Annotated in this window: 8 protein-coding genes; 3 read left to right on the top strand and 5 right to left on the bottom strand. The window is 71.9% G+C overall.

Annotated elements, in window-relative coordinates:
• Nucleotides 1–315: non-canonical purine NTP pyrophosphatase (locus DJ73_RS13880; protein ID WP_275542255.1), on the bottom strand; the 315-nt coding region annotated here is incomplete at its 3' end.
• A gap of 117 nt (nucleotides 316–432) precedes the next feature.
• Here DJ73_RS13880 and DJ73_RS13875 point away from each other — a divergent pair.
• The 3 genes from DJ73_RS13875 (at nucleotide 433) to DJ73_RS13865 (ending at nucleotide 3,609) form a co-directional block, all read left to right on the top strand.
• Nucleotides 433–867 carry an SHOCT domain-containing protein gene (locus tag DJ73_RS13875; RefSeq protein ID WP_094558249.1) on the top strand — a complete coding sequence of 145 codons (435 nt, stop codon included), beginning with the start codon at nucleotides 433–435 and terminating at the stop codon, nucleotides 865–867.
• Between the two features lie 143 nt (nucleotides 868–1,010).
• On the top strand, nucleotides 1,011–2,336 hold the full coding sequence (locus DJ73_RS13870) for a 5'-deoxyadenosine deaminase (protein ID WP_094558248.1): 1,326 nt from the start codon (nucleotides 1,011–1,013) through the stop codon (nucleotides 2,334–2,336).
• Nucleotides 2,337–2,466: 130 nt separating this feature from the next.
• Complete coding sequence (locus tag DJ73_RS13865) at nucleotides 2,467–3,609, top strand: DUF4382 domain-containing protein (RefSeq protein WP_094558247.1); 1,143 nt, start codon at nucleotides 2,467–2,469, stop codon at nucleotides 3,607–3,609.
• Between the two features lie 74 nt (nucleotides 3,610–3,683).
• On the opposite strand, the gene DJ73_RS13860 is transcribed toward DJ73_RS13865, so the two are convergent.
• The 4 genes from DJ73_RS13860 to hemC form a co-directional block, all read right to left on the bottom strand.
• Nucleotides 3,684–4,085, bottom strand: a complete 402-nt coding sequence (locus tag DJ73_RS13860; protein WP_094523984.1) for a hypothetical protein — start codon at nucleotides 4,083–4,085, stop codon at nucleotides 3,684–3,686.
• A gap of 158 nt (nucleotides 4,086–4,243) precedes the next feature.
• The gene (locus tag DJ73_RS13855) at nucleotides 4,244–4,948 is read right to left on the bottom strand and encodes a uroporphyrinogen-III synthase (protein ID WP_254921669.1); all 705 of its coding nucleotides are present in this window, start codon (nucleotides 4,946–4,948) and stop codon (nucleotides 4,244–4,246) included.
• Between the two features lie 116 nt (nucleotides 4,949–5,064).
• Nucleotides 5,065–5,877: a uroporphyrinogen-III C-methyltransferase gene (gene cobA / locus DJ73_RS13850; RefSeq protein ID WP_094558245.1), complete on the bottom strand. Its 813-nt coding sequence runs from the start codon at nucleotides 5,875–5,877 to the stop codon at nucleotides 5,065–5,067.
• Nucleotides 5,870–7,048: a hydroxymethylbilane synthase gene (gene hemC, locus DJ73_RS13845; RefSeq protein ID WP_094558244.1), complete on the bottom strand. Its 1,179-nt coding sequence runs from the start codon at nucleotides 7,046–7,048 to the stop codon at nucleotides 5,870–5,872. The genes cobA and hemC overlap by 8 nt, the downstream gene beginning before the upstream one ends.
• Nucleotides 7,049–7,238 lie beyond the last annotated feature (190 nt).

The raw sequence follows: 7,238 nt of genomic DNA, 5'->3' as shown, positions 1-7,238 counted from the left end.
GCGGAACGCGGCCCGGCGGTCGTCGAGGCCGGCGGCGATCTCGTGGACGCGCTCGACCCCGAGCGTCTCCTCCACGTACGAGGAGTACGGACCGGGGAACCCGTCGAGCCCCTCAACGAACAGCCCCGCGTCGTCGACGAGCACCGACTCGCCCGCGTGGCGGTACGCCTCCCGCGCGCCCCGCGCGGCGATCGGCCCGAGCCCGTCGGCCTGGATCTCCGTGTAGTCGAAGTCGAGTCGCTCCACCGAGCCGTCCGGCAGGTACCGCTCCGCCTCGCGCACTTTCCCGGGGTTCGTCGTCACGTATCTGAGCACGGATCCGGCTGGGGGCGGCCGAAACGAATAGCCGTCGGTCGCGGGCGCCGCCGCGGTCGACCCGCTCGGCGGACCGCCGGCAGTACGCTTTTGTTGATTCGTCGGAATCTCCCGCGTATGTCCCTCCCGACGTTCGAGAAAAAGCGGCTGATAGGGCTCGTCGCGGTCCTCTCGTTCGGGCTCACCTCGCTGTTCGCCGTCCTCCTCCCGGGGGCGTTGGGGCCGCTGATCCCCGCCACGTTCATCCTCGGCTTCTTCGTGATCATCCCGCTCGTGCTGCTGCTCGGCGAGGACTTCCCGCTCGTCGAGTCCGGGGACGCGGCCGGTGCGTCGGCCGCGACGACCGCGGCGGCCGGGGATCCCCTGGAGACGCTCCGCGAGCGGTACGCCACCGGCGAGATCGGCGAGGAAGAGTTCGAGCGCCGGCTCGACCGACTGCTGGAGACCGAGGATCTGAAGGGGCGAATCGACGCCGACGCCGCGGACCGACGCGACTCCCGCGACCGTCGCGACTCCCGTGACCGTCGCGAGCGCGAGACGGAACTGGAGTAGCGGACGGGAGAACGCGGCGTCGACCGCTCCGTCGGTCGCCGTCGCTCGCCGCCGACCCGCGACCAGCGCCGCCGATCCGCGCCGCTCGCCGCCGACCCGCGAAGGACACCCTCTTAAGAATCGACCATCAGGAACGGACGGACATGTTGATCGCCGGAACCGTCATCGCCGATCCGGAGACCGTCGTCCCCGACGGCGCGGTCGTCGTCGAGGGCGCGACGATCGCCGCGGTCGGCGCCGCCGCCGCCCTCCGCGAGGAGTACCCCGACCACGAGCGCCGCGAGGTCGACCTCGTCGCGCCCGGGTTGATCGGGGGCCACGTGCACTCGGTGCAGTCGCTCGGCCGGGGGATCGCCGACGACGCCGCCCTGCTCGACTGGCTGTTCGACGCCGTGCTCCCGATGGAGGCCGCGATGGACGCCGAGGCGACCCGCGCCGCCGCCGAGCTCGGGTACCTCGAATGCCTCGAGAGCGGGACGACGACCGTCGTCGACCACCTCTCCGTCAACCACGCGGAGCAGGCGTTCGAGGCCGCGATAGACACGGGGATCCGCGCGCGGCTCGGGAAGGTGCTGATGGACCGGGACTCCCCGGACGGACTCTTAGAGGACACGGACGCCGCGCTCGCCGAGAGCGAGGCGCTCGTCGAGGAGTACCACGGCGCCGCCGGCGGTCGGATCCGGTACGCGGTCACCCCCCGGTTCGCCGTCACCTGCACGGAGGCGTGCCTGCGGGGCTGCCGCGAGCTCGCCGACCGCCACGAGGGCGTGACGATCCACACCCACGCCAGCGAGAACGAGGACGAGATCGAGGCGGTAGCGGCCGACACGGGCCGACGAAACGTCCTGTGGCTCGACGAGGTCGGGCTCACGGGACCGGACGTGACGCTCGCCCACTGCGTCCACACAGACGAGCGCGAGCGAGAGGTGCTCGCCGAGACCGACACGGTCGTCACCCACTGCCCCTCCTCGAACATGAAGCTCGCCTCCGGAGTCGCCCCGATCCACGACTACCTCGACCGGGGGATCACGGTCGCACTCGGCAACGACGGCCCGCCCTGCAACAACACGCTCGACCCGTTCACCGAGATGCGGCAGGCGAGCCTCCTCGGGAAGGTCGACGCGCGCGACCCGACCCGGCTCCCCGCCGCGACCGTGTTGGAGATGGCGACGACGAACGGCGCGCGCGCCGCCGGCTTCGACCGACTCGGCGCCCTTCGAGAGGGCCACCGGGCCGACGTGATCGGGCTCACCACCGACCGGACGCGCGCCACGCCGATCCACGACCCGCTCTCGCATCTCGTGTACGCCGCTCACGGCGACGACGTGGTCTTCACGATGGTCGACGGCGAGGTCCGGTACGAGGGCGGCGAGCACGTCGGGACCGACGCCGACGCGGTCCGCGAGCGCGCGACCCGACAGGCGAAGCGCGTGGTCGACGAAGCGGGCATCGACACGGTCGATCCGTGAACGGTCGCTCAGACGTCTCTCGTCGGTGTCTATCCGGCTAATCCAGACGATTGAAAGCGGTTTGATCCGCATTAATTCGGGCTGAGAATCTCCGTTATATACCCGTCCGGGGTGCGTAGGGCGAATCACCATGACGGACCGACCGCGGACGACAGGCGACGACCGCTCTCAGGACACCCCCGCCGACGGCTTCGGACGACGTGAGTTCGTGGCGCTCGGCGCGGGCGCGAGCGCGACGCTACTCGCCGGCTGCGCCGGCGACGGTGCGCTCCCCTCGTCGGACGGCTCCGACGGCTCCGAGGGCTCGGACGGCTCCGACGGGTCGCAGACGCTCACCGGTAACTTCCGGCTCCTCATCAGCGACGCGCCGGCCGACATCGGCGACTTCGATCAGCTGAACGTCACCCTCGACGAGGCTCGGATCTTCGAGGCACGGGACGAGGACGACGACGAAGACGATGACGACGAGGACGCGGAGCCCGACGAACAAGAGACAGACGGTGAGGACGACGGCTCGGAAGAGGCCGGGAACGCGACCGAAGCGGAGAACGACTCGTCGAACGGAACCGCGGACGAGGACGACGTGGAAGGCGATGCGGAGGACGACGTGGAAGGCGATGCGGAGGACGACGTGGAAGGCGATGCGGAGGACGACGGGGAAGGCGATGCGGAGGACGACGGGAACGAAGACGAGGAGGACGACGAAGACGGAGACGCGGAGGAGCGCGGCTTCACCGTCGTCGACCTCGACGGCGCCACTGTCGACCTCACGCGGGTGATCGAGGAGGACGCTATGGCCGTGTTCGACGGTGAAATTCCGGCGGGAAGCTACGAGAAGATCGAGCTCTCCGTCTCCGCCGTCGAGGGGATCGTCGACGGCGGGGAAGTCGACGTGAAGCTCCCGAGCGAGAAGCTCCGGATCACGAACGGGTTCGAGGTCACGCCCGACGAACCAGTCAGCTTCGTCTTCGACATCAACGTCGTCAAGCGCGGTCCGAACAACGGCTACATCCTCAAACCCGTGATCTCCGGGAGCGGGGTCGCGGGCCGGGACGTCGACGTCAACGAGATCGACGACGATGACGACGAGGACGAATCCGCCGCCGACGCCGAGGAAGCGGACTGGTCGGACAGCGACGAGGACGAATCCGCCGCCGACACCGAGGAAGCGGACGGGTCGGACGGCGACGAGGACGGGTCCGACGGCGACGGCGCCGCCGAAAACGAAACCGACGGTGCCGGAAACGAGACCGCCGCCGGCAGCGACAGCTAACCGCGGTACAGCGATTCGGGCAAGGCCGGCGTCGCTCGAACCGGCACCGGCTTCTATTTGAAACGAGGACCCGCCTACGACGACGTCTCGGCGGAAGGGACGGCGGTCGACGGACGCTTCGCCCACTCCAGCGCGGGGTCGGTGTCGTTGAACGCCTCGGTGTCGACCCCTTCGACGTCGATAGTCCGCTTGAGGTAGCGGCGCTTCGAGCGCTCGCCGACGACGGCGAACCGGTCCACGCCGCGGGCGACGGCGATCTGGGCCGACTCCCGGAGCGCCCGCCGCCCGGCGTCGGAGCAGGGCCGGCTCGTCCGCACGAGGATCACGACGGCGTCGACCGCGCGGTCGGCGGTGACCGTCCGCCACCGATCGAGCAGCGCCTCGCTGTCGGCGGGGCTAAGCCCCGTTCCGTGTGGGAACTCGACGACTAGCACCTCGTCGTCGGTCCGCAGCGACCAGCGCTCGCTCGGTTGCATGTCATTGCTTCTCACCTGTCGGATAATAAATGTGCGTTCCAAATTATCTGATCTGATTCCTTGCGACAGGGCGGACGCGGCGGATCGCGTCGGAAGCGCACCGAGCGACGGATTCCCGGCCGTGTGGTCGAAGCGAGCGAACGTATCGGTCCCGAGAACTACCGGTCCGGACCGACGTCACCGTCCGTCGCCGCCGCCACGACCGCCTCGGCGAGGGCCGCGAAGTCGGCGTCCCCCGGAACGACGTCGACGTCGATCCCGTGTTCCGCCGCCGTCTCCGCGGTCGGCGGGCCGATCGCGCCCACGGTCGCGTCGTCGAGGCCGGCGATCGCCGTCTCGCGGATCCCCCGCTCGTCGGCGGCCTCGAGGAAGTGAGTCACCGTGAGCGACGAGGTGAACGCGGCGGCGTCGAGGTCGCCCGCGGCGGCCCGCTCGGTGGACTCGCCCGCCCCCTCCGGCCGTGTCAGCCGGTACAGCACCGTCTCGTTGACCGTCGCGTCGGCGTCGCGGAGGCCCTCGATCAGCACGTCGCTGCCGTGGTCCGAGCGGGCCACCTCGACGGCCTCGCCGGCGACGCGCCCGGAGAGCGCCTCGACCAGCCCCGCCGAGGTGTACTCGTCGGGGACGACGTCGACGGTCCAGCCGGCCTCGCGCGCCGCGGCGGCGGTCGCGGGGCCGATGGCGACGAGCGTCGCGTCGCCCGGCTCCCAGCCCGCCTCGGCCGCGAGCTCGACGCCGGTCTTGCTCGTGAGGACGACGTACGGCGCCGCGGCCGGCACCGCCCCCGTCGCTTCGACCGCGAGCATCGGGTCGGCGACCGGCTCGGCGCCGAGCGACTCCAGCAGCGCCGCGGCGTCGTCTATCCGCTCGTCGGCCGGGCGGAAGACGGCGACGCGGGGGGCGTCGTCGCGCCCGGCGGTCGCGTCGCGTTCGCCGGCCGCGGCGTCGCCCTCGCCGCCGCCGACCGCTCCGCGGTCGCTCACGCGTCGTCACCCCGCCCGCCGTCGTTTCGGAGGAACTCGACGACCCGGTCCCGGGCCGCGGCCACGTCGCCGATCACGGTGATCGCGGGCGGCTCGATCCCGGCCTCGTCGCGGACTTCGACGATCGAGTCGAGGGTGCCGGTCGCGACGCGCATCCCCGGCCACGTCGCGCGCTCGACCAGCGCGACGGGGGTGTCGCCGGCGAGCCCGGCGTCGCGGAGCTCGGCGGCGTACGCGGGCAGCTTGCCGACGCCCATCAGCACGACGATCGTCCCGCCGGTCGCGGCGAGCGCGTCCCAGTCGACCGCCGACTCCTCTTTCGTCGGGTCCTCGTGGCCCGTGACGAAGGAGACGGAGGAGGCGTGATCGCGGTGCGTCACCGGGATCCCGGCGACCGCGGGCCCCGCGATCGCCGAGGTGACGCCCGGGACGACCTCGAAGGGGACCCCGGCGTCGGCGAGGTGTTCGGCCTCCTCGCCGCCCCGGCCGAAGACGAACGGGTCGCCACCCTTCAGCCGCACCACGGACTTCCCCTCGCGCGCCAGCTCGACGAGCCGACGGTTCGTGTACTCCTGCGGGGTCCACTCGCCGCCGGCGCGCTTGCCGACGTCCTCGCGCTTCTCGGCGGGGATCTCTCCGAGTATCTCCGGGCCGGGGAGCTTGTCGTGGAGGACCACGTCGGCCGACTCGATCAGCCGGGCGGCCTTCACGGTCAGCAGGTCCGGGTCGCCCGGGCCGGAGCCGACGAGGAAGACGGTGCCGAGGTCGGCCGCTTCGCCCGTCGTCGACGGGTCGACTCCCTCACTCATCGTCCGCCTCCTGCCGGGTCCCCTGGTCCACTTCGGCCTCCTCGCGGGCGGCGGCGATCAGGTCGGCCGCGCCACGGTCCGCCAGGTCCGCCGCGAACGACTCGGCCGCCTTCGCGTGCGACCGGATCGGGAGGTCGCGGGTGTCCGCCACCTCCTCGGTGCCGTCGGTAGAGAGCACGCGGACGCGGGTGTGGACGTGCTCGCCCTGCACGAGCGCCGAGACGCCGATGGGGGCGACGCAGCCGCCGTTGAGTTCCCCGAGGATCGTCCGCTCGACGGTGACCGCCACCCGGGTCCGGGGGTGGTCGACCGCGGAGCGCACGTCCTCGATCACGTCCGGGTCGGTCGCGGTCACCGCGATGGCGCCCTGGCCCGCCGCGGGAACGAACTCCTCGCGGGGAAGCCGGGTCGTGGGAATCTCGTGGAACAGGTCGGAGCGCCGGAGCCCCGCCTCCGCGAGGACGACGGCGTCGTACTCGGTCTCGACCTTCCGCTCCATCGCCGAGCGCTCCAGGTCCGAGAGCGAGTCGAACCACTCCTCGACGGTGCGGTCGAACTCCTCGTCGATCTCGGGGTCGTCGCCGTCGGCGTCCTCGGCGCCGTCTTCGGCGTCGTCAGCACCGCTCTCCTCGGCGGTCATCGCGCTCGCCTCGCCCGAGGCGATCAGCCGGCGCTCGTGTTCCGCCTGGAGGCCGGGCGCGAGCAGCTTCTCGATCCGGGTGTCGACGTTGCCGCGGAGCGGCTCGACGACGAGGTCCGGGCGCGCGGCTTTGAGCTGGGCGGTCCGCCGGAGCGAGCCCGTCCCGATCACCGCGCCCGAGGGCAGGTCATCGATCCCGACCCCGTCGGGGTGGACGAGCACGTCGCCCGAGGGCGCGCGCTCGGGGACGCCGGCGACGACCATGTCGTCCATCCCCTCGGTCGGCACGTCCTTCAGGGAGTGGACGGCGAGGTCGGCGTCGCCGCCGAGCACCTCCTCGTCGAGCGATCGTACGAAGGCGCCGGTCTTCCCGAGCCGGTGGATCAGCTCGTCGGGGATCTGGTCGCCGCGGGTCTCGACGCGGCGGAGTTCCACGTCGCGTCGGCGGCTCGACAACGCGTCGCGGACGGTCCCGGCCTGCCGGAGGGCGAGGTCCGACCCGCGCGTGGCGAGCCTGAGGGTCTCGGTCATACCTGACCGGACGGTCCCCGCGTTCAAAAGGGCATTAGTTCGGGCGTCGCGCCGGAACGCGGACGGAAGGAGAGCGCCGCCGCGACAATTTATAAACAGAACCGGCGTGCGCCTGCGAGCGGCCGTGAGGCCGCGAGCAGACCGCACGAGGGAGGTGGCGGTCCGGCGCGGCCCCGCCCGCGCCGGGCCG

Origin of the sequence: Halorubrum sp. Ea1 (assembly GCF_002252965.1) — an archaeon.
GTDB lineage: Archaea > Halobacteriota > Halobacteria > Halobacteriales > Haloferacaceae > Halorubrum.
Note: the sequence above shows the minus strand (reverse complement) of the source record. Positions and strands in the feature narration are given on the sequence as shown.